This is a genomic window from Paraburkholderia unamae (genome assembly GCF_003268775.1).
GTDB classification, from domain to species: domain Bacteria; phylum Pseudomonadota; class Gammaproteobacteria; order Burkholderiales; family Burkholderiaceae; genus Paraburkholderia; species Paraburkholderia unamae.
On sequence record NZ_QLSU01000050.1, the window covers coordinates 37,029 to 56,407 of the forward strand.

17 protein-coding genes are annotated in these 19,379 nt (G+C 66.8%); 13 read left to right on the top strand and 4 right to left on the bottom strand.

The genetic code is table 11. The features are described 5' to 3' along the window. Positions 1–31 precede the first annotated feature (31 nt). On the top strand, positions 32–730 hold the full coding sequence (locus C7401_RS42440; protein WP_112178054.1) for a trimeric intracellular cation channel family protein: 699 nt from the start codon (positions 32–34) through the stop codon (positions 728–730). Positions 731–758: 28 nt separating this feature from the next. Here the strand turns inward: C7401_RS42440 and C7401_RS42445 are convergent, their stop codons facing one another. Then, complete coding sequence (locus C7401_RS42445; RefSeq protein ID WP_112178037.1) at positions 759–1,310, bottom strand: cysteine hydrolase family protein; 552 nt, start codon at positions 1,308–1,310, stop codon at positions 759–761. 178 nt (positions 1,311–1,488) lie between these two features. Between C7401_RS42445 and C7401_RS42450 the strand changes: the two genes are divergently transcribed. From C7401_RS42450 to C7401_RS42475, 6 genes are all read left to right on the top strand, one after another. After that, positions 1,489–2,169 (top strand): methyltransferase domain-containing protein, encoded by a 681-nt coding sequence (locus C7401_RS42450; protein WP_112178055.1) that lies wholly within the window; start codon positions 1,489–1,491, stop codon positions 2,167–2,169. Between the two features lie 304 nt (positions 2,170–2,473). Continuing rightward, the gene (locus C7401_RS42455) at positions 2,474–3,577 is read left to right on the top strand and encodes a porin (RefSeq protein ID WP_112178038.1); all 1,104 of its coding nucleotides are present in this window, start codon (positions 2,474–2,476) and stop codon (positions 3,575–3,577) included. 53 nt (positions 3,578–3,630) lie between these two features. Next, positions 3,631–6,102 (top strand): glucose/quinate/shikimate family membrane-bound PQQ-dependent dehydrogenase, encoded by a 2,472-nt coding sequence (locus C7401_RS42460; protein ID WP_112178039.1) that lies wholly within the window; start codon positions 3,631–3,633, stop codon positions 6,100–6,102. 135 nt (positions 6,103–6,237) lie between these two features. After that, positions 6,238–7,266 (top strand): porin, encoded by a 1,029-nt coding sequence (locus tag C7401_RS42465; protein WP_112178056.1) that lies wholly within the window; start codon positions 6,238–6,240, stop codon positions 7,264–7,266. 112 nt (positions 7,267–7,378) lie between these two features. Continuing rightward, a complete protein-coding gene (locus tag C7401_RS42470) occupies positions 7,379–8,890 on the top strand; it encodes an MFS transporter (RefSeq protein WP_112178040.1) in 1,512 nt (503 codons plus the stop codon). Positions 8,891–9,114: 224 nt separating this feature from the next. After that, positions 9,115–10,758, top strand: coding sequence for an ABC-F family ATP-binding cassette domain-containing protein (locus C7401_RS42475; RefSeq protein WP_112178041.1), 1,644 nt, complete (start codon positions 9,115–9,117; stop codon positions 10,756–10,758). A 39-nt stretch (positions 10,759–10,797) separates the two neighbouring features. Here the strand turns inward: C7401_RS42475 and C7401_RS42480 are convergent, their stop codons facing one another. Next, positions 10,798–11,835: an aldo/keto reductase gene (locus C7401_RS42480; protein WP_112178042.1), complete on the bottom strand. Its 1,038-nt coding sequence runs from the start codon at positions 11,833–11,835 to the stop codon at positions 10,798–10,800. A gap of 121 nt (positions 11,836–11,956) precedes the next feature. On the opposite strand from C7401_RS42480, the gene C7401_RS42485 reads away from it, so the two are divergent. The 6 genes from C7401_RS42485 (at position 11,957) to C7401_RS42510 (ending at position 17,891) form a co-directional block, all read left to right on the top strand. After that, on the top strand, positions 11,957–12,910 hold the full coding sequence (locus C7401_RS42485; protein ID WP_112178043.1) for a LysR family transcriptional regulator: 954 nt from the start codon (positions 11,957–11,959) through the stop codon (positions 12,908–12,910). Positions 12,911–13,041: 131 nt separating this feature from the next. Further along, the gene (locus C7401_RS42490) at positions 13,042–13,692 is read left to right on the top strand and encodes a PepSY-associated TM helix domain-containing protein (RefSeq protein WP_258397461.1); all 651 of its coding nucleotides are present in this window, start codon (positions 13,042–13,044) and stop codon (positions 13,690–13,692) included. A 53-nt stretch (positions 13,693–13,745) separates the two neighbouring features. Then, positions 13,746–14,270: a DUF2271 domain-containing protein gene (locus C7401_RS42495; RefSeq protein WP_112178045.1), complete on the top strand. Its 525-nt coding sequence runs from the start codon at positions 13,746–13,748 to the stop codon at positions 14,268–14,270. Between the two features lie 59 nt (positions 14,271–14,329). Beyond that, a complete protein-coding gene (locus C7401_RS42500) occupies positions 14,330–15,154 on the top strand; it encodes a DUF4198 domain-containing protein (protein WP_112178046.1) in 825 nt (274 codons plus the stop codon). A gap of 23 nt (positions 15,155–15,177) precedes the next feature. After that, the gene (locus C7401_RS42505) at positions 15,178–16,287 is read left to right on the top strand and encodes an FAD:protein FMN transferase (protein WP_112178047.1); all 1,110 of its coding nucleotides are present in this window, start codon (positions 15,178–15,180) and stop codon (positions 16,285–16,287) included. Further along, complete coding sequence (locus C7401_RS42510) at positions 16,284–17,891, top strand: sulfite reductase subunit alpha (RefSeq protein ID WP_112178048.1); 1,608 nt, start codon at positions 16,284–16,286, stop codon at positions 17,889–17,891. Before C7401_RS42505 ends, C7401_RS42510 begins: the two co-directional genes overlap by 4 nt. A 52-nt stretch (positions 17,892–17,943) precedes the next feature. Here C7401_RS42510 and C7401_RS42515 read toward each other — a convergent pair whose 3' ends face one another. Both C7401_RS42515 and C7401_RS42520 read right to left on the bottom strand, forming a co-directional pair. Further along, complete coding sequence (locus tag C7401_RS42515; RefSeq protein ID WP_146758091.1) at positions 17,944–18,471, bottom strand: hypothetical protein; 528 nt, start codon at positions 18,469–18,471, stop codon at positions 17,944–17,946. 95 nt (positions 18,472–18,566) lie between these two features. Continuing rightward, complete coding sequence (locus C7401_RS42520; RefSeq protein WP_146758092.1) at positions 18,567–19,007, bottom strand: hypothetical protein; 441 nt, start codon at positions 19,005–19,007, stop codon at positions 18,567–18,569. Between the last annotated feature and the right edge of the window lie 372 nt (positions 19,008–19,379).

The following is a 19,379-nucleotide window of genomic DNA, read 5'->3' on the forward strand; positions in this document are numbered from 1 at the left end:
TGCGGAGCTGGGCGCGCACGTCGGCGCGCATATCAACGCCCACGCGGCCTATACGTTCCTCGATCTGGTTGGCACCTTCGCGTTTGCAATCTCCGGGGCCGTGGCCGCGCGGCAGCGGCGGCTCGACCTCTTCGGCATCATCGTGGTGAGCTTCATGGTGGCTTGCGGCGGCGGCATTATCCGCGACCTGTGCATCGGCGCGGTTCCGCCTGCGGGACTGGCGAACTGGGCCTATCTCGCGGTGTCGGTGCTGGCCGCGGCGCTCACCATCGCCGCCTATCCGCAGGTGCGGCGGTTGCGTCACCCTGTGCTGCTGTTCGATGCGATCGGCCTCGGGCTTTTCGCCGTCGCGGGCGCGCAGAAGGCGCTTGCCTATAGCCAGAGCGCCGAGCCCGCGATCATCCTCGGCATCGTGAGCGCGGTGGGCGGCGGCGTGATGCGCGACGTGCTGCTCTCGCGCGTGCCGGCCATTCTCGATCGCGAGATTTACGCATCGGCTGCGCTCCTTGGCGCGGCCGTGCAGGTGGGGCTGACCTATGTGGGCTGGTCGCCGTTCTGGACGCCCTGGATCGCGGTGATTTCCTGCGTGGCGTTGCGGCTTGCCTCGCTGTATTACGGCTGGCGCCTGCCGGTGTTCCATACCGTGCGGGCCGCGCCCGTGCCGCAAGCGCCCGCAGGCGAGGCTGCGAATCTCGCAGAGAAGGCGGATTCCCGGCGCGACGCGCGCTAGTCGCGATAACAGGGGCAAACGCGGGAATTCAACCGCCGCGAGCCGGCGTGTCGAATGCAATCTCGCTTGCCGGCCGCGCGCTGATCTTCGGGCCGAAGCTGCTGATGTTGGACAGCGTGGCGTTGTGATGCGCCCGGATCGCCGCCGCGCTCGCGTGCGGCTTGTCATGTGTGGTGTGGGCGTCCGCAGCGAGCGTGACGGTGAGACCGTTCGCGGCGGCGCGTCGCGTCGTCGTGTCGACGCAGAACTCGCTGGCATACCCGCAGATCACGACGTGCGTGACCGCATGAGCGGCGAGCAGGGCGCCCAGATGGGTGTTGAGAAAGGAGTCGGGCGTCCGCTTGGCGACAACGTGATCGCGCGGCTCGATGTTCAGTTGCGTCGATAACGCCCACGCTTCGGTGCCGTGCACGAGTTCGCTGTCGTCCTCGTGCTGGATCAGCACGACCGGCGCTCCCGCTTGCCTTGCGCGCTGCATCAGCGCGTTGATGTTGGCGCTGACCATAGCGGCGTCGCCGGGCAGAGGTTCGGTGTTCACGAGGGCTTGCTGGAAGTCGATTACGAGCAACGCGGTTGTCATGGCGATCGTCCATCGAAAGCGGCAATTCTAGCGCGGCAGGCCGTTTGCGCGTGCCTGCGCGCCACATCCGGCGTGCGATCTACCCATTGTTTGAGCCATACCGTGTTTTCGCACCATGCCACGCGCAGCGCGCGTGGCGATTCATGCGAGCATGCGCTCAGTCAATCTGGAGAACAGCATGCATCCGACCGCCATGCAGAATTGCCGCGATTTTTTCCGGTGCTACGCGCCGCACATCGAGAGGGGCGATGAGCCCGTCAAGGTGATCGAAATCGGCAGCCAGGACGTCAATGGCTCGCTGCGCAGCGTTTGTCCCGAAGGTTTTGCCTACACAGGCGTCGATTTCGTGGAGGGGCGCGGCGTCGATGTAGTATTGCAGGACCCCTATGCATTGCCGTTCGCCGATGCAAGCGCCGACATCGTGCTCGCAAGCTCCGTGTTCGAGCACTCGGAAATGTTCTGGCTGCTGTTTCTCGAAGTCATGCGCATTATCAAGCCCGGCGGTCTGTTCTATCTGAACGTACCGTCGAATGGCGATTTTCATCGCTGGCCGGTGGACTGCTGGCGCTTCTACCCGGACAGCGGCAATGCGCTGGTGACCTGGGCCAGGCGCAACGGCATGCGTCCGGCTCTGCTCGAATCGTATACGAGCTTGCAGCATGACGATCAGTGGAACGACTTCGTCGCCGTGTTCCTCAAGGACGAGCAGTTCATCGGGCGCTTTGCGGGCCGCATTCTTCAGCACAAGCGCGACTTCCTCAACGGTATCGTTGCCGGTGATCCCGCTTCGTTTCGCAACTACTCGGAGATGCCGCAGGACCGCATCGAACTGCGCGCCATCCGCGAGGCGCGCGGCTGAAACAGCGCGCCGATTACCGCATTTCCCCGCCTTGCCCACGTCACGCATGCGATGCGTCATGCATGGTGCAGCGCGGCACGCAATGTGCCGCGCCGTCCAGCCAGAAAGCGGCATTTCCCGCGAAGCGCTATGCTTTTTTAAGTGCGCGATGCGCCCGGCAAGGGCTCCATGCCTCCGTGGCCCGATGAGCACCCGGCTGGCGCGCCCGTTTGTCTGACCTTATCGCACGTTATTGCACGTTATCGCACGTTCTTCGCCCCGGCACAGACCGGATCGAGCAAGAAGACTCCACCAGGGAGCTGACGTGAAAACGACTCTGGGCGCTGTGGCGCTGCTCGCCGCCAGTTCGGCCGTGTGGGCGCAATCGAGTGTCACGATGTACGGCCGCCTGGACGGCGGCGTCGAATACCTCAATCACATCGCGAACGGCAACGGCGGCAGTTCGAGCCGCTGGAGCGCCGAAGGCGGCGACTGGGGCACCAGCATGTTCGGGCTCAAGGGCACCGAAGACCTCGGCGGCGGCAGCGCCGCGATCTTCGACCTCGAAACCGCGGTGCAGATCATGAACGGCACCACAGGCGGCGGGCGGCTCTGGTCGCGCCGCGCGTACGTCGGCATCAAGAACGAGACGTGGGGGCAACTGCAAGCCGGTCGTAATCTTTTCATCGACAGCGACGGCGTGTGGGAATTCGATCCCTTCGTGCAGCAGGCGGTGTCGTCGGCCTCGCTCGTGCGCGGGCGCAACTGGCAGCAAACGAGCAACAACATCGAGTACCACAGCCCCGTGTGGAAGGGCTTCGATGTGCAGGGCCAGTACTCGTTCGGCAACCAGCCGGGCAACTTCAACGCAGGGGCCGAAGGCGAGTTCGGCCGCTCGGACGGCATCATGCTCACGTATCACTCGCCGCTGTTCGACATGCGCGGCATTTACGACGAGTTGCGCGATTCGAGCGGACGTTTCTCCAACATCTTCACGGCCTCGCGCGAGTACTTCGTGGGCGGCAACCTGCGCGTGCAGAAGTTCAAGATCCAGGCCGCGTACACGCATTATTCGGCGCCCGACTCGCCGCCGGGCGTGTCCGATACCGCCGACCACTACTGGCTCGGCGCGACCTGCCAGGCCACGCCGAAATGGGCCGTGACGGCCGCGGGCTTCTATATCCACGTGGGCGAGGGCGGCGGCGACGTCTCGCACGACCCGGCGAGCCACGCCATGCTCTACGCGCTCGGCACCACCTATAACCTGAGCGCGCGCACGTTCCTTTACGCAACCGTCGCGTACGTGGACAACAGCAAGAACGGCACGTTCTCGGTGTTCGCCACGCCGCGCGATTCGAGCAATCCGACCAGCCCGCTGCCCGGCGAATCGCAGACGGGCGCCTACGTGGGCATGATGCACGTGTTCTGAGGCTGCGCTTTTTCCGCCATCGCAGAAGGCATTCTTCGAGGAAGGTTGAGATCATGGCCAGACAATCGAAACCGCTGGGCATCATCGGCGTCATCTCCGTGCTGTTCACGCTGCTCACCGCGGTCTACCTGATGGTTGGCGGCGCGTGGCTCGTTTCGCTGGGCGGTTCGCCGTATTACGTCGTGACCGGCGTCGTGCTGCTGATCTTCGCCTGGCTGCTGTGGCGGGCCAGTCCCAAGGCTTTCGTGCTCTATGCGCTGGTGCTGATCGGCACGGCGGTCTGGGGGCTCTGGGAATCGGGCAGCGACTTCTGGGCGCTCGTGCCGCGCTCGGGCGTGCTGGTGGTGTTCGGCGTGTGGCTGCTGCTGCTCATGAGCTGGCATCTGGAGCCGCCGCGCAAGTTCGGCGTGCTGTCGCTTTTCGTCGGGCTCGTGGTGTGGGGCGGTGTGCTCGCCTTTGCGCATTTCAACGACCCGCAGCAGATCAACGGCACGCTGGCCGAGTCGCGCGGCACGCCCGCGCCGAACGCGGAGGGCATTCAGCCTTCCGAGTGGCCCGCCTATGGCCGCGACCAGCAAGGCACGCGCTATTCGCCGTTACAGCAGATCACGCCCGAGAACGTGCACGACCTCCAGGTGGCCTGGACCTTCCGCACAGGCGACATGAAGGGGCCCAACGATCCGGTCGAGATCACCAGCGAAGTCACGCCGATCAAGATCGGCGACCTCCTGTACCTGTGCTCGCCCCACCAGATCCTCTTCGCGCTCAGCGCGCAAACGGGCGAGCTCAAGTGGAAGTTCGATCCGAAGCTCCAGGCCGATCCGTCGTTCCAGCACGTGACTTGCCGGGGCGTGTCGTTTGTCGATCTGTCGACAAATGCGGCGGATGCGCAGAACACGGCGAACGTTGCGGGCGCAACGGCCGCATCGGGCGTCGAGGCCGCCGCCCCCGCCAGCGACCCCGCGCCCGCCGCTCAAACCACCGCGCAAGCCGCCAACGGCGCATGCACGCGCCGCATCCTCCTGCCCGTGAACGACGGCCATCTCTACGCGCTCGACGCGCTCACGGGCGAGCGCTGTGCGGGCTTCGCCAACAACGGCGACCTCGACCTGCAACACGCCATGCCCGTGACCACGCCCGGCATGTACGAGCCGACTTCGCCGCCCATCGTCACGAGCAAGGTGATCGTGGTGGCGGGCGCGGTCGAGGACAACTTCTCGAACCGCGAACCGTCCGGCGTGATTCGCGGCTTCGACGTGCGCACGGGCGAGCTGCTCTGGGCGTTCGATCCGGGCGCGGCGGACCCGAACAAGATTCCGGGCCCCGGCGAGCACTACGTGTGGAATTCGCCGAACTCGTGGGCGCCGGCCGCCTACGATCCGAAGCTCGACATCGTGTATCTGCCGATGGGCGTGAAGACGCCGGATATCTGGGGCGGCGACCGCACGCCCGACCTGGAGCGCTACGCGACCGGCCTGCTCGCGCTGCACGCCTCCACGGGCAAGCTCGCATGGTTCTACCAGACGGTGCACCACGACCTGTGGGACATGGACCAGCCCTCGCAGCCCACGCTCGCTGACATCACCGACAAGGACGGCAAGACCGTGCCGGTGGTGTACGCCCCCGCGAAGACCGGCAATCTCTTCGTGCTCGACCGCCGCACCGGCGCGCTGGTCGTGCCCGCGCCCGAAATGCCGGTGCCGCAGGGCGCCGCGCCCGGCGATCATGTCGCGCCCACGCAGCCGTTCTCGCAGCTCACGTTCCGCCCGTCGAAGGACCTCACCGACGCCGACATGTGGGGCGCCACGATGTACGACCAGCTGGTGTGCCGCGTGATGTTCCACAAGCTGCGCTATGAAGGCACGTTCACGCCGCCCTCGCTGCAAGGCACGCTGGTGTTCCCCGGCAATCTCGGCATGTTCGAGTGGGGCGGTCTGGCCATCGACACGGACCGCCAGGTCGCGGTTGCGAACCCCATCGCGCTGCCGTTCGTTTCGCGCCTGATTCCGCGCGGGCCGGGCAACCCGCAGGAGCCGCAGCCGGGCGCGAAGGGCAGCGGCACGGAGGCGGGCATCCAGCCGCAATACGGCGTGCCTTTTGGCGTGACGCTCAACCCGTTCCTCTCGCCGTTCGGCCTGCCGTGCAAGCAGCCCGCGTGGGGCTACATCTCGGCCGTGGACCTCAAGACCAACGAGATCATATGGAAAAAGCGCATCGGCACGGTGCGTGACAGCTCGCCGCTGCCGCTGCCGTTCCGCCTGGGCATGCCGATGCTGGGCGGCCCGATGGTGACGGCGGGCGGCGTGATCTTCATCGGCGCGACCGCCGACAACTACCTGCGCGCGTTCAACGTGAACAACGGCGATCTGCTCTGGCAGGCGCGCTTGCCCGCGGGCGGACAGGCCACGCCGATGACGTACTCGATCAACGGCCGCCAGTTCGTCGTGATCGCGGCGGGCGGGCACGGTTCGTTCGGCACGAAGCTCGGCGACTACGTGATTGCCTACGCACTGCCGCAGCAATAAGCGGCGCGCGGCCGCCTGGCTTTGCCTCGCGGCCGCGGTTCCCGTATTCTTCTGGCTGCGGCGCCCTTTCGCATGACGGTCGCCGCGCCTGACGCATGCGCCGCACCGCCCGTGCGCTTCATTCGTGCTTCCCACATGATCCCAACATTGCGCGCAGCGCGCGCCTGGGCGGTCTTGTCGCTCGCCCTGTTGCACACGATGAGCGCGCATGCGCAAAGCTCGGTCACGCTATACGGGGCGCTGGACACGAGCATCGAAGTCACCAATCCCGGCGCGGGCTGGGTCGCGCGCATGGACTCGGGCGCCTATCGCGGTTCGCGCTTCGGCATGCGCGGCGCGGAAGACCTGGGCGGCGGCATCAAGATCCTGTTCGAGCTCGAAAATGGCTTCGGCTCGGCCGACGGCACCCTGGCCGTGGCCAACACGATCTTCAACCGCCAGGCATGGATCGGCGTGGGCACCCCCTGGGGCACGGTGCGCGTGGGGCGGCAATACTCGCCGATCTACATCCCCTTCAAGGGACAGCTCGACGCGTTCGGCGCGGGCACCATCGCCTCGGGCCTCGACAATCTTTCGAAGATCACGCCATACGAATCGAATGCGATCACGTATCTGTCGCCCGAGATCTACGGCTTTTCCACCACGTTGATGGCCGCGTTGCGCGACCCCGGCACGGACGGCAACGGCCTTGCCGGCGCCATCGGCACGTTCGAATGGCGACACGGGCCGTTCCGCATTTCATACGCCCACCAGCAGCAAAACGGCGATGCCGCATTGCGCGCGAACCTGGGCGGCGTGTCGTACGTATTTGGCGAGGTGACCGGCTTTCTCGCCTATTTCAACGGCGACGGCGGCACGCCGCGCTATCACAACGACGGCGTTTCGGTGTCGGCGCGTTACGACGTCACCGCGCGCTTTCGCGCGTCGCTCGGCTACACGTGGTTGCGCGACCGCTCGGGCGGCGACAACGACGCCGACCAGTTCAGCGCCGCCTGCGAGTACGATCTCTCGAAGCGCGTGCTGCTCTATGCCAGTGCGGGCTGGCTGCGCAATCATGGCGAGGCGACCTTCACGCTGCGCGGCGTGAACGTCACGGGCCTGCCGCCGTCCTGGCCGGGCGCGCCCGTGCGCGGCGTGCAATTCGGCATGATCGACCGCTTCTAGGCGCCGTTCTTGTAGACTCATTCGCAGCAGCGCGTGCCGGAGGGAGCGTGAAGCATTGCCTTGCCCCGATTGTCGCGACGAATGAGGCGGCCGCGCAGGCGGACGGTGCGCCATGAGGCTGCGCGCGCTGCCGCATTTCTCGCCGCTGCGCGTGTTCTTCTTCACGCTGGCACTGGGCGCGGCTACGGGCGTGGACTTCGTCGCTTCGTCGATGATGGGCATTGCGGGCACCCACATACGCGGCGGCGTGCACGCCTCGCCCGAGGACTTTCTCTGGAGCATGACCTCGTACGCGGCGATGGCGAGCGTCGTGAACCTGATGCTCGGGCGCATTGCGCGGCACGCGAGCTACCGCACCTTCACCGTCACCGGGCTCGTGATCGCGGCCCTCGGCTCGCTGCTGTGCGCGCTGAGCGAAACGCCGCTGGAACTCACGATCGCCCGCGCCGTGCAGGGCTTCGGCGCGGGCGGGCTGTTCGCGGCCTCGCGCATCCTCATCCAGCTCGTGGCCGCGCGCGACGAGCGGCCGCCGCTCTTCATCGGCTTCAATATCGGCTCGCTCGGGCTCTCCGCCGTCACGCCGTGGCTCGCGGCCGAACTGGTCGAAAGCGCGGCGTGGCAAATGGTCTTCGTGATCCAGGTGGTGCTCGCGCTCGGCGTGCTCGTGCTGGTGCTGCTCACTTACCCGCGCCGCGTGGAGCCGAGCGGCGGCATCTGGCAGATCGACATCGACCCCATGGACTGGTCGGTGGTGATTCTCTTCGGTCTCGGCGCGATGGTGCTCATGCACGGCCTGGGCGACCTGCGTTTCTACGAGTTCGCAAGCTCGCCCTCGGTCGCGCTCACGCCGCTCGCCGGCTTTTTGCTGATCGGCGCGGCATTCGCGCGGCTGCATCGCGAGCCGAATCTCTGGCTCAATCCCCAGGCGCTGCTCGGACGGCGCTACCTGGTCGGCATCCTGTTCTACGCGATCTACTACTTTCTCAACGGGCTCTGGAACTACCTGATCCCCACACTCCTGCAAACCGGCTTCGGTTTCGGTTTTCAGGTCACGGGCGAAGTGCTCACGTGGGCCTCGACGCTGAGCCTGATGGCGATGCTGTGCTTTTCGACGATCGCGCCCAAGGTGTTCGGGCGCCGCCGCTATATCGCCCTTGGCTACGTGATGTTCGCTGCCGCGTTGCTGATGCTCTCGCTGCGCACCATGAGCGGCGTGTCGATGACGGTGATCCTGCCCGCGCTCTTTCTGCAAGGGCTCACAGTGCCGTTCGTGATGGCGCAGGTCGCGGGCATGACGTTCGCCGAGTTCGCGGAAGACGATTTTCAGCATGCCTATGCATTCAAGAACATCGTGCGGCAAATCGCGACCGCAAGCGGAACCGGTGCGGCGAGCCTGTGGCTGCAATACGGCGAAGCCATCGCGCGCACGCGACTCGTGGAGCGCATGACGCTGTTCGACCTGGGCGGCATGCCGTCGATGGAGGAACTCTCGCGCATGGGCGCGATGCTCGAGACCCAGGCCACGCTCGTGGCGAGCGCGAATCTGCTTTCCTGGCTCGCCATCTTCTGCGCCGCGGTGGCGTTCGCCGCGCTGGTGATTCGCTGGCGCCGCGCGACGCAATAGGGCGGCGCGTGCCGCAAGCCGCCCCGCGTGGCGCACGGACAACGGCGCGGCAGAGCGACCGCTTGTGCCCGGCAACGCACGTTGCTATCATGCGCCTTTCATTCCTTCCAGCCGGACTCCCGCCAAAGTGGATAACTAAGCTCTCCCCAAAAAATGTTTTCGCGCCAGCACATGGGCAAGCCATGCATGCCGCGCGAATGGTTTCACACATTCGGGAGAAGCTTATGGCTCGAGTCACGCCCAACGCGGCGCTCGTCGCGCTTCATCACATTTCATTCCGGTTCGATGGCGGCACCACGCTATTCGAGTCGCTGAGCCTCGTGTTCGACGGCGTGCCGACCGGCATCGTCGGGCGCAATGGCGTCGGCAAAAGCATGCTCGCGCAACTGATCGCCGGGCGCATCGCGCCGACCGCCGGCGCGATCGAGCGGCACGTGCGTGTCGCATATGCGGCGCAGCAGCACTTCAACGCGCTGGACGACACGCGAACCGTCGCGCAGGCGGCCGGGCTCGATGCGCCGCTCGCCGCGCTCGCGCGGCTCGCGAACGGTGCGGCGCAAATCCAGGACTTCGACCTGATCGGCGAGCGCTGGGATCTCGTCGAGCGCCTGCGCGCGGCGCTCGACGACGCGGGGCTCGATCATGTGGAGTCCGATACATTGACGCGCTCGCTGAGCGGCGGCGAACTGGCGCGCGTCGTGCTGATCGGCGCGCTGCTCGCGGACGCAGGCCTCCTCGTGCTCGACGAGCCGACCAATCACCTGGACGCGCCGGGCCGCGCATGGCTGCGCGGCGCGCTCGCCAGCTGGCGCGGCGGCCTCGTCATCGTCAGCCACGACCGCGCGTTGCTGGGCGACATGCAGCGCATCGTGGAAGTCACGCCGCAGGGCGTGTGCGCGTACGGCGGCAACTATGCGAGCTACCGCGCACAACGCGACGCGCAGGAGGAGGCCGCCAGAAGCGCGCTCGGCCACGCGCGCGCCGAGCGCGCGCGCGTGGCGCGCAGGCTTGCGCGCGAGCACGACACGATTCAGCGCCACGCCGCGGGCTCGCTGCGTGACGCGAAAACCGCCAATCTGTCGTCGATGGCAAAGGAGAGCCTCAAGGGCGGCGCGCGCAATATCATGGGACGGGTGCGCTGCGAGCAGCGCGAGCGCAAGGCCACGCTCGATCAGCAGGTAACGGAAGCGGCCGCGCGCGTGAGCGCCGATGCGCCCGTGCTCGTCGCGCTGCCAGGCGCCGAGGTCAGCGCGCGCCGCCAGTTGTTCGCGCTCGAAGCGGTGCGCTTGCCGTGGCTCGCGCAAGAGAGCCCGGCGGCGACGCTCGACTGGTCGCCGTGCGGCCCCGTGCGCGTGGCGCTCACCGGCCCGAACGGTTGCGGAAAATCGACGCTGCTGCGCCTGCTCGCGGGGCAACTGGAACCGCGCGCGGGGATCAGTGCCACCCATGTCCGCAGCGCGTATCTCGACCAGAAGCTCGAACTCCTCGACCCGGAGCGCTCGATCGTCGAGCAACTCGGGCTGCTCGACACTCCGCTCGCCGAAGGGGAATTGCGCAGCCGCCTCGCCCTGCTGCAACTCGACGCCGCGCGCGTGACGCAACCGGTGCGCCTGCTGAGCGGCGGCGAGCGCCTGAAGGCCGCGCTCGCGTGCGCGCTGTGGCGCGGCATGCCCGCGCAACTGCTGCTGCTCGACGAGCCGACCAATCACCTCGACCTGGAGTCGGTGCTCGCGGTCGAAGCGGCGCTTGCCGATTTCCCCGGCGCGCTGATCGTGGCCTCGCACGACACGGCATTCATCGCGGCGCTCGCGCCGACGCACACCATGCAATGGAGTCGGGAAGGCTGGCGCTACGAGCCCGTTGCGTGATCGATCAGCATACCGAAGCGTTGGCGCACCGCGTGTGCATCAAGGCACGAGCGGCGGATCGAGGCGCGCGAAGGCCGCCTGGCGGCGATACGGAAAGTGCGGATAGGGCGCATCGACGCGGCTCGCGTCATCCAGTCGCGCGACCTGCTCCGCGTCGAGCGACCAGCCCACCGCGCCCAGGTTGTCGCGCAACTGCTGCTCGTTGCGCGCGCCCACGATCACCGAAGCGACCGTGGGCCGCTGCAAGAGCCAGTTGAGCGCGATCTGCGGGACGGACCTGCCTGTTTCGGCGGCAATGGCGTCGAGCGCGTCCACGACGCGATAAAGGCGCTCCGCCTCCACGGGCGGTCCGAACGAAGCCGTTTCGTGCAGCCGGCTGCTTGCGGGCAGCGCGGCCCCGCGACGAATCTTGCCGGTCAGGCGGCCCCAGCCCAGCGGGCTCCACACCAGCGCGCCCAGGCCTTGATCCGCGCCGAGCGGCATCAGGTCCCACTCGTAATCGCGCCCGACGAGCGAGTAATACACCTGGTTCGCGACATAGCGCGACCAGCCGTGCCGCTCGGCGATCGCCAGCGACTTCATGATCTGCCAGCCCGCGAAGTTGGATACGCCGAGATAGCGCACCTTGCCCGCGCGCACGAAATCGTCGAGCGTGGAGAGCGTTTCTTCGATGGGCGTGAGCGCGTCGAAGGCGTGAAGTTGCAGGATGTCGATATAGTCCGTGCGCAAGCGCGTGAGCGCGTCGTCCACGGCGCGTATCAAGCGGGCGCGTGAAGCGCCGGCGTCGTGCGGACCGTCGCCCATCGGCAGGCCGGTCTTGGTGGAGATGAGCACGCGATCGCGGCGGCCTTGCAGCGCGGCGCCGAGCACGCTTTCAGAGGCGCCATGCGAATAGACATCGGCGGTGTCGAACAGCGTGACGCCGGCGTCGAGGCAGATATCGACGATGCGCCGGGCGTCGTCGGCGTTCGTCGCGCCCCATGCGCCAAAGAGCGGCCCCGAGCCGCCGAAGGTCGCCGCGCCGAAGCTCAGCACGGGGACTTTGAGGCCGGAACGACCAAGCGAGCGATATTCCATCTTCTTCTCCATGAGCGTTGATGTGCCGCGCAAAGCGCATTCACAAGCCCATGTTGACTCATGCGAAAGCCGCGATGAAGATGGCAAAATGGCAGATCGCTCATGCAAAAATGGAATAGGCATGGATACGATTCGTTCGATGCGCGTCTTCGCGCGCGCCGTGGAACTGGGCAGCCTTTCGGCCGTGGCGCGCGAGATGGGCGCGACGCAGCCCACCGTCAGCAAGATCGTCGCGGGTCTGGAGGCGGAACTGGGCGCGCGTCTGCTCACCCGCACGACCACCACGCTTGCGCCCACCGAGGCGGGCGCGCGCTTTTACCGGCGCGCGCGCGAACTGCTCGAAGCCTTCGACGAAGCCGCCGCCGACGTGAAGGGCTCGCAGGAGCGGCCCGAAGGCCGCCTGCGCGTCGCCGCGCCGGTCAGCTTTGGCGTGCTGCATCTAAACCGGCTCGTGCACGAATTCATGACGCGGTACCCCGGCATCGAAGTGGATCTGATGCTCAACGATCGCTTCGTCGATCCGGTGGCGGAGGGCGTGGACGTGACCTTGCGCATTGGGCGCGACCTGCCGCCTGATGTGATCGCGCGGCCCGTGGCCGAGTCGCGGCGCAGGATCGTGGCCGCCCCCGCGTTGCTGCGCGACGGCCCCAAAATCCGCCAACCCGACGACCTTGCAAAGCATGCATACCTCCACTACGCGTCGCCCGCGAATGCGCAGCCGCTCGAATTGCGTCATCGCGACGGGCGCGTGGCGAGTGTCGCGGTTCGCGGGCGCTACCGCATCAACAATTCGCTGGCGATACGCGAAAGCCTGCTCGCGGGCGCCGGGCTGACGCTCGCGCCCGACTGGCTGGTGGGCGACCTGCTCGCGCACGGGCGGCTCGAAACGGTTTTGCCGGCGTGGTCGGCCCGCCCACACGAGTTGTTCCTGCTGTTTGCCCCAGGACGTTACCGGCCCGCGCGGGCGCGCCTTTTCATCGAGTTTCTGGGCACGCGGCTCCTCGCGGCCGACGGGCTGTACTGGCAGGCGAGCGAAAGGGCGCAGTGCAAGGAGGGCGTAGCTCCGCGCGGGTGAATTGGCAACGAGCCGGAAACACCTTGTAATTTTCGGGCTCTCTACCTTTCAAATGAAAACGAGTATCATTACCGTTCGTAATATTTGGATGCGGTTTGGGCTGTGATACCGGGATTTCGGCAGAAGCAAGGATGAGAGCAACGACAGGGGAGATGGCGGCACTCGACGCGCAGCAGCACAGGCGCGCGTACTGGCTGCGCCAGTTGAGGCAGTGGCACTGGATCAGCTCGGCGCTGTGCCTCGTCGGCATGCTGCTGTTCGCGCTGACCGGCTTCACGTTGAACCATGCCGCGCAAATCGAGGCGCATCCACACGTCGAGCGGCGCAGCGCCACCGCGCCCGCGCCGTTGGTCGCGGCGCTCGGGCGCACCGCGCATGGCGACAAGGGGCCGGTGCCGCCCGCGTTGGCGGCCTGGCTCGCGAGCACATGGGACCTCGATACCGCCGGCCGCGTGGCCGAGTGGTCCCGCGACGATATCTATGTCGCGTTGCCGCGCCCCGGCGGCGACGCCTGGGTGAGCGTCGATTTCGGCAGCGGCGAAGCGCAGTACGAACTGACCACGCGCGGCTGGATCGCCTATCTCAACGACCTGCACAAGGGGCGCAACGCGGGAGCGGCCTGGAGCGTGTTCCTCGACGTGTTCGCCGCCGCGTGCGTGATCTTCAGCGTCACGGGACTCTTCCTGCTCAAGCTGCACGCACGCGGGCGCGTGGCGACCTGGCCGCTCGTGGGCTTGGGCTTCGTCGCGCCGCTGCTGCTCGCCATCCTGTTCATTCACTGACTATTCAGCGCCATTTTCTTCGTTACTTTTCACTACTTCAGGAACCGTTTGCCATGCGCCGACTGATTGCCGTCACGCTCACCGGGATGGCCGCCGGCCCGCTCGCGGGCCAGGCTGTTGCCGCCGAATTGACCGTCAACATCGATATCCCGCGTCTCGACGTCGCCGAATATCACCGTCCGTATCTTTCGATGTGGGTCGAGCGCGCCGATCAAACGCCCGTGACGACGCTTGCCGTCTGGTACGACCAGAACAAGAAGAACGGCGAGGGCACCAAGTGGCTCAAGGACATGCGCCAGTGGTGGCGCAAGGCGGGCCGCGACATGCAGTTTCCGGCCGACGGCGTGTCTGGCGCGACGCGCGCGCCGGGCGAGCAGGTCGTGACCTTCACCGACGGCAAGGCGCCTCTCGGCAAGCTGCCGGCGGGCGAGTATCAACTGGTGGTGGAAGCCGCGCGCGAAGTGGGCGGCCGCGAACTGGTGCGCGTGCCCTTCGTATGGCCGCCGACGGGCGCGAAGTCCGCGCAGGCAAAGGGCGAGCACGAACTGGGTACGGTCACGGTGAGCGTCAAACCCTGATCGTCAATTCATCAGTTATCCCGATCTTTTATTTCACGCCGATCCTGAGAATCAAGACCATGAAAATTTCCGCTGCCAGGCTCTCCCTCAAGGCTTCCGCGCTGGCGCTCGCCGCGCTGCTGCCGCTCGCCGCCCACGCGCACCGCCTGTGGCTGCTGCCCTCGGCCACCGTGCTTTCGGGCAACGACCCGTGGGTGACCGTCGACGCCGCCGTGTCCAACGACCTGTTTTACTTTGACCACTTTCCGCTGAAGCTCGACGGCCTCGCCGTGACCGCGCCCGACGGGACGGCCGCGAAGCCCGAGAACGAGAGCACGGGCCGCTATCGCAGCGTGTTCGACGTGCATCTGACCCAGGACGGCACGTATCGCATCGCCATCGACAATCGCGCGGTGTTCGCCTCGTACACGCTGAACGGCGAAAAGAAGCGCTGGCGCGGCAACGTCGATGCGCTCGCGCAGGCGCTGCCCGCGAACGCGCAGGACGTGGACGTGACCGAAACGGACGTGCGCGTCGAGTCGTTCGTCACGCGCGGCAAGCCCAGCACGGCCACGCTCAAGCCCTCGGGCCACGGCCTCGAACTGGCGCCGCTCACGCACCCGAACGATCTCGTCGCGGGCACGGATGCGGGCTTTCGCCTGCTGATCGACGGCAAGCCGGCCTCGAACGTCAAGGTGTCCGTGGTGCCGGGCGGCAGCCGCTACCGCGACCAGCCGGGCGACACGACGCTCACCACCGACGCGGACGGCAAGTTCAACGTGAAATGGCCGAACCCCGGCATGTATTACCTCGAAGCCGAGGTGCGCGACGACCACACGTCGATCAAGCAGGCGAAGAACCGCCGCGCGGCCTATGCCGCCACGCTTGAAGTGTTGCCGCAATAAGCGCCGGAGCCGGAACGATCAGCATGGGGTTCACTGCTTCCGAAGCGGCAACGCGCGCCGACACGCGCCCGGCCGGCCCGCGCGTGCTCGTTCCCGGCCGCCTCGACGCGAACGCGCTCGCGCCGCTGCGCGAAGGGCGCATCGCCTCGTTCGCGGGCGAGACCATGGGCACCACCTGGACCGTGCTGTGCGTGCTGCCGCCCGGCGACGTGGGTGATGCGCCCACCGCGAAACAGTACGTGCTCGAAGCCGCGATTCGCGCCGTGCTAGACGCCGTGGTCGCGCAGATGAGCAACTGGCGCGCGGACTCGGACATCAGCCGCTTCAATCGCGCGGCGGCGGGCGCCTGGGTGGCGCTGCCGTCCGCGTGCTTCGAAGTGGTACAGGCGGCGCTGGCTGTCGCGCGCGAAAGCGGCGGCGCGTACGATCCGAGCGCCGGGCCGCTCGTCGACCTGTGGGGCTTTGGCCCACAGCCACGCCGCGCGGGCCCGCCTTCCCAGGCGGAAGTCGAAGCGGCCCGCGCACGCTGCGGCTGGAGACGCATCGAAGCCGACACCAATACCTTGCGCGTGCAACAACCCGGTGGAAACAGTCTCGACCTGTGCGCCATCGCCAAAGGCTATGCGGTCGATGCCGTGAGCGCCGTGCTGGCCTCCTACGGCGTGGCGCACCGGCTCGTGGAGATCGGCGGAGAGCTGCGCGGGGAAGGGGTGAAGCCCGACGGCATGCCGTGGTGGGTGGAACTGGAAACGCCGCCGCTCGACGATACGGACGCTCGCGCGCCCGGCAAGCCTTCAAGCGCCCCGACGATCGACCTCATCGCCTTGCATGGCCTCGCGGTCGCGACCTCGGGCGACTACCGGCGCTACTACCTCGACGCAGGGGCCGTGCGCCGCGCGCATACGATCGACCCGCGCAGCGGCTACCCGGCCAGCCACGCGCTGGCGAGCGTAACCGTGCTGCACCGCGAGTGCATGCTTGCGGACGCGTGGTCCACCGCGTTGACCGTGCTCGGCCCGCAAGCGGGCATGGCGCTCGCGCAGCGCAAGGGCATCGCCGCGCGCTTTCTCGCACGTACGGCCACGGGTTTTCGCGAGAGCGTCAGCCCGGCGTATGCGGACATGCTCGAATGAAAGCACGAGCCTTGATTAGCGCGCCGTGCGTGGCATGGACGCTCGCGCTCGCAAGCGCGGCGCTCGCGTGGTGGAGCCCGCTGCGTCTCGTTAGCGCTGCGTTCGTGCTGCTCGCGTACTGCGCGGCTTGCGTGGCGCTCGTTGCGCAACACCGGCGGCGCGCGCGCGGCGTCGCATCGCAGACGGCGCGCGACGATCTCATCCTCATCGCGTACGCGAGTCAGACGGGCTTCGCGGAGCAACTCGCCAAAGAAAGCGCCGCTCACCTCGAAGCGGGCGGAACGCGCACGCGTGTGGCATCGCTCGGCGCGCTCAGTGTCGCCGACTTAGCCGCGCATACGCGTGCGCTTTTCGTCGTCAGCACGACGGGAGAGGGCGAAGCGCCCGACCAGGCAGCGCCGTTCGTGCGCCATGCGCTGCGCGCGCACGGCATGAGGGACACGCTCGCGACACTGCGTTTCGGCGTGCTGGCGCTCGGCGACCGCCGCTATCGGGATTACTGTGCATTCGGCCACCGATTGTCAGCATGGCTAATCGACAGGCGGGCGCAGCCGATGTTCGAGACGATCGAAGTGAATAACGGCGCCGCCGCCGCGCTGCATGCCTGGCAAGCGCAACTCGCGGGCCTATGCAACGGCGTGACGCAAGCTGCGTGGAGCGCGCAGCCCGACAGCGTATGGACGCTGGACACGCGTACGCTGCTCAACCCCGGCAGCGCCGGTGCGGGGGCTTATCACCTCGGCCTGCTTGCGCCGAATGAGGCGGCACTCGACTGGCGCGCGGGCGACATCGCCGAAATCCAGCCGCGGCATGCGCGCGCCACGGTGCAGCGCTGGCTCGATGCGCACGGGCTGGACGGCGCGACGAACGTGCATTGCGAAAGCGCACCGGTGCAATTTGCCGACGCGCTCGCCACGCGCTGCCTGCCCGATGTCGAAACGACCCGGCAAAGCGCTCAAGCGTGGATCGACAGGCTGCAACCGCTGGCGCGCCGCAGCTACTCGATCGCCTCGGTGCCGGCTGATGGCCGGCTCGAACTGCTCGTGCGCCAGGCGCGTTGGGACGATTGCGGCGCGCCCGGCGGCCACAGGCTCGGCCTGGCCTCGGGCTGGCTGACCGAACATGCCGGGCAGGGCGAGGCCATCACGCTGCGCGTGCGGCCCAATCGGGCCTTCCACGCGCCCGGTGACGACCGCCCGCTGATCCTGATCGGCAACGGCACCGGACTGGCCGGGTTGCGCGCGCACCTGAAATCGCGCGTGCGCGAGGGGCACGCGCGCAACTGGCTGATCTTCGGCGAGCGCAACGCGGCCCATGATGCGTTCTATCGCGAAGAAATCGAGCACTGGCGCGCGGGCGGCTTTATCGAGCGTCTCGATCAAGTGTGGTCACGCGACGGCGGCGAACTGCGTTACGTGCAGGACGCGCTGCTTGCCGCGAGAACGCGCCTCCTGCAATGGATCGACGAAGGCGCGTCGATCTACGTCTGCGGCAGTTCGAAGGGCATGGCGCCCGCCGTGCACGAAACGCTCGCACGAGTGTTGGGGCAAGCGCGACTCGACGCGCTCACGCTCGAAGCGCGTTACCGGCGCGATGTCTACTGAGCCCGATGCACCGAAGTTATTCGGATTGCAAAATATTTCGATGTGATCGTATTCAGATGCGATACATCATCGCGGCCTGCGCCACCCGATACCAGCGGTATTTATCGGTCTTTTCGGCGAGCTTTTGTTCCTCGTCCTGAATGTCATCCGGGCCGACGAAAAGCTGATAAATCTCCAGGGCGCCGTACGTCACATGCGGGTGCCCATAAACGACGCCGAGATCGAACGTGAAACCGATGCCGAGCGTCGGCTTTTTGTGTCCGTAACCGCCGTCGAAATAGGGCATCACATGGGGGAACGACGCCTTCGCGGGCGACGCGCCACCGAATGCGGGCACGTAAGGATTGCCGATCTTGACGTTGCCGTCCGCATTGGGGACGGCGGTTGCCGTCAGCGTGCCGCTGTTCAAGAGCGTGCCGCCCGTCAGATAGCGTTCCTGCGCCCGCACGTCTGCGGCGCCCGCTGCGCAAGCGAGGACAGTAAGTCCTGCCGCCGCGCGATATATCGTCATACTAATCGAATTCACTGCTGATCTCCTGAAATCCGAAAGCGACCTCAATTCCTGCTTGCCGATGTTCATGACTTTACGATCGGCGCTCGCCAATCAATCGGGCGAGTTGCGAGGACTTGTGCGGTCAAATCGCCGCTGTTGCTTTTGTCGATTCGACCCTTCGTTTATCCAAAGGCAACGCAGAGGCGCTCGATCGGCACGGCGATAAGGATGCAGATGGAAAACGCGAGTCCGAACGTGAACGCTACCGACGTGGTCGCGCCGCACCACGCAACGAAGCGGTGCGTGTCGTGCTTTTCATGCGAGGCATAGACGATTTTTCGCCAGGCGCGTCCGGCGGCGTAGGCAATGGCGAGCGCGATCAGGAACGCGCACGCCGAGGCGATGGCAAGAAACGAGAGCATGCCGCGCCACGTCGGAGCGGCATTTTGCGCAACGGCGTCGGTGCAGGCCGAGGAAAGCAAGGTGACGCCTAGCGCCAGATGCAGCAGCCACACGAGCGGCACGGCGCACAAGCCGAGCCACACGGCGGCGCGCTGCGCACGCGTGGGCACCGGACGCCGGCTCGCGCCGGCGGGTTGCGGGGATGGAGGAGCAGACGTCATGGAGCCTCCTGGGCGCGTCACGGGCTGGTGGCGCAGGAGGTGTGCCTGGTGAACGCTTGCTGGCTTTGGAGAGAGCGGATTTCAGGCGTGCGCGGCCCGCTCCAGCACTTCGCGCGCGGCACGGCTGAGGACTTCCTCTGACCACTGATTCACGCTTTCTCCAGAGACCGCGGCCGCAATGCCACTCAGCCCGCAAGAGAAGGGATTCGTTTGCTGTGGCTCAGCGTTCAGCGTAGTTTTTATTATTTTACATAACACAAATTAGCGAACTTTTTTGTGTTACGGCTTTTTTGAAATGTCCGGTTCTGGCTCATTAGAAATGTCCGATTTCTGCCCTAGTTGACGCGCACGCTCGCGTGAGGCGTCGACCAG

Coding starts and splice junctions, on each gene's coding strand:
- C7401_RS42445 (WP_112178037.1), bottom strand. CDS start 1,310: ATGACAACCGCGTTGCTCGTAATCGACTTCCAGCAAGCCCTCGTGAAC.
- C7401_RS42450 (WP_112178055.1), top strand. CDS start 1,489: ATGCATCCGACCGCCATGCAGAATTGCCGCGATTTTTTCCGGTGCTAC.
- C7401_RS42460 (WP_112178039.1), top strand. CDS start 3,631: ATGGCCAGACAATCGAAACCGCTGGGCATCATCGGCGTCATCTCCGTG.
- C7401_RS42465 (WP_112178056.1), top strand. CDS start 6,238: ATGATCCCAACATTGCGCGCAGCGCGCGCCTGGGCGGTCTTGTCGCTC.
- C7401_RS42470 (WP_112178040.1), top strand. CDS start 7,379: ATGAGGCTGCGCGCGCTGCCGCATTTCTCGCCGCTGCGCGTGTTCTTC.
- C7401_RS42475 (WP_112178041.1), top strand. CDS start 9,115: ATGGCTCGAGTCACGCCCAACGCGGCGCTCGTCGCGCTTCATCACATT.
- C7401_RS42480 (WP_112178042.1), bottom strand. CDS start 11,835: ATGGAATATCGCTCGCTTGGTCGTTCCGGCCTCAAAGTCCCCGTGCTG.
- C7401_RS42485 (WP_112178043.1), top strand. CDS start 11,957: ATGGATACGATTCGTTCGATGCGCGTCTTCGCGCGCGCCGTGGAACTG.
- C7401_RS42490 (WP_258397461.1), top strand. CDS start 13,042: ATGAGAGCAACGACAGGGGAGATGGCGGCACTCGACGCGCAGCAGCAC.
- C7401_RS42495 (WP_112178045.1), top strand. CDS start 13,746: ATGCGCCGACTGATTGCCGTCACGCTCACCGGGATGGCCGCCGGCCCG.
- C7401_RS42500 (WP_112178046.1), top strand. CDS start 14,330: ATGAAAATTTCCGCTGCCAGGCTCTCCCTCAAGGCTTCCGCGCTGGCG.
- C7401_RS42505 (WP_112178047.1), top strand. CDS start 15,178: ATGGGGTTCACTGCTTCCGAAGCGGCAACGCGCGCCGACACGCGCCCG.
- C7401_RS42510 (WP_112178048.1), top strand. CDS start 16,284: ATGAAAGCACGAGCCTTGATTAGCGCGCCGTGCGTGGCATGGACGCTC.
- C7401_RS42515 (WP_146758091.1), bottom strand. CDS start 18,471: ATGAACATCGGCAAGCAGGAATTGAGGTCGCTTTCGGATTTCAGGAGA.
- C7401_RS42520 (WP_146758092.1), bottom strand. CDS start 19,007: ATGACGTCTGCTCCTCCATCCCCGCAACCCGCCGGCGCGAGCCGGCGT.